Source organism: Acidovorax sp. KPB24-07, assembly GCF_057543315.1.
The window spans coordinates 1-1,737 of sequence record NZ_BAAJYS010000565.1 but is presented as its reverse complement, the minus strand read 5'-3'; the positions used below and the strand labels follow the sequence as shown (position 1 = coordinate 1,737).

Sequence of the window (1,737 nt, the reverse complement as noted above, 5' to 3'; positions counted from 1 at the left end):
CGCGCCCATCGTGATGTCGTTCCTTGCGCAGCGGGTGCAGGCCGGCGGGCTGGATGCCGGCAGCCTGGGGCGCACCCTCGGCCACGAGCGCGACCGCGCCCGGCAGCCGGGCGGCCTGGGTGGCCTGGGTGGAGGCGTGCTGGGCAGCCTGCTCGATCAGGACGGCGACGGCCAGGTCGGCCTGTCGGACCTGGTCAAGCTCGGCGGCGGCCTGTTCGGCGGGCGACGCTGAGTTGAGAGCGCAAGCGCGGTCCGAGGGCCCGGCGACCGGCGACCGGCGGCGCGCGGGTTTGCAACCAACTGCATCGCCGCCCCGGGCGCTTCGCAAACCCCTGTTGCGCGCACCCCGCCGTTGGGCGGAAACTGCAGCCATCCACGCCACTTCACTCAGGGAGGCCCCATGACCGCAGTCGCCGACATCCTCAAGTCCAAGCCCCATGCCCAGGTCCACACCATCGGGCCCTCCGATTCGATGCTCGATGCGCTGCGGCTCATGGCCGACAAGGGCATCGGCGCGCTGCTGGTGATGGAGGGCGAGCAGATCGCCGGCATCGTGACCGAGCGCGACTACGCCCGCAAGGTGGCCCTGCTGGGCCGCACCTCCGGCGCCACCCAGGTGAGCGACGTGATGACCCGCGCCGTGCGCTTCGTGCGGCCGCACCAGAGCAGCGAGCAGTGCATGCAGCTCATGACAGACAACCGGCTGCGCCACCTGCCGGTGGTGGACGACGCCAATCGGCTGGTGGGCCTGATCTCCATCGGTGACCTGGTGAAGAACATCATGTCCGAGCAGCAGTTCATCATCGAGCAGATGGAGCAGTACATCACTGGCGGCCAGCGCAACTGACGCCGCCGCGCAACCGCCCGGCCCCATCTGGCTAGGAATCGAGGGCGATCACCTCGTCCTGCGGCCCGGCCTCGCACCCCGGGCCCAGCGCCTGCCAGCCGCGGCGCACCACGATCTGGCGGCGGTCGTGGCACAGCTCGATGCGCTCGGCGCCCGGCATGCGATCGTGCACGAAGGCCTCCAGCGAGGCCGGCAGGCTCACCCGCATGCGCAGCGCGTAGAGGTCGTCCCGCGGGTGGTCGTCCACATGCACCAGCGGCGCGAAATGCGCGGCGAACACCACCCCGTGCGATCCCAGCCCGATCGGCTCGGGCCGGTAGCCCGCCGACCGCAGCCACGCCTGCGCGCGCTCGCGCGTCGGGGGCGTGTCGCCGGCCGGCGCCCAGGCGCTGGCCATCATCTCCGCCACCCACTGGTTGCAGTTCTGGTAGCGCGTGCTGAACGGGTAGGCATTGGCGCTGTAGTCGGCCGCCAGGAGGGCCAGCGCGGCGCGCTTATCCTGGGCCGTGCGCTCCAGCGCGTCGGCGGGCAGCGCGGGCAGCAGCACGATGGCAACGTAGCCCCGGGATGGATCGTCCCGGCCCATCAGGAACCCCGGAATGCCCTGGTCGAACAGCCGGGGCCGCGACTCCTCGCAGGTGTAGTACAGCTGGCGCACCGCCCACGGGCGGTCCGGCTGCGGCCGCAGGGCCAGGCCGGCGTGCGAGTAGCGCACCCCGAAGCGGCCCAGGTCCAGGCCCGAGCGCGAGATCAGCGCCACGCGCTGGCCCGAGGCGTCGAGCACCTGCTTGACCACCGCGGCAAAGCGCAGGATGCGGTCCTGATCGGTGGCGCTCAGCGGCGCGGCGGCATCGCACAGGCCCCAGGTGCCGGCGTGGGCCGGAACCTCC

At 72.3% G+C, this 1,737-nt stretch carries 2 protein-coding genes and 1 pseudogene; 2 read left to right on the top strand and 1 reads right to left on the bottom strand.

Annotated features, from left to right (window positions below):
- Nucleotides 1–232: pseudogene (locus tag AC27IQ_RS23895) on the top strand (DUF937 domain-containing protein); the annotation flags it as partial.
- Between the two features lie 168 nt (nt 233–400).
- A complete protein-coding gene (locus AC27IQ_RS23890; RefSeq protein WP_272568313.1) occupies nt 401–847 on the top strand; it encodes a CBS domain-containing protein in 447 nt (148 codons plus the stop codon).
- Between the two features lie 31 nt (nt 848–878).
- On the opposite strand, the gene AC27IQ_RS23885 is transcribed toward AC27IQ_RS23890, so the two are convergent.
- A partial coding sequence (locus tag AC27IQ_RS23885; protein WP_487091047.1) for a DUF2145 domain-containing protein occupies nt 879–1,737 on the bottom strand: 859 nt, incomplete at its 5' end.

What these genes read in the sequence shown, in the direction of transcription:
- AC27IQ_RS23890 (WP_272568313.1), top strand. Translation starts at nt 401, where the DNA reads ATGACCGCAGTCGCCGACATCCTCAAGTCCAAGCCCCATGCCCAGGTC.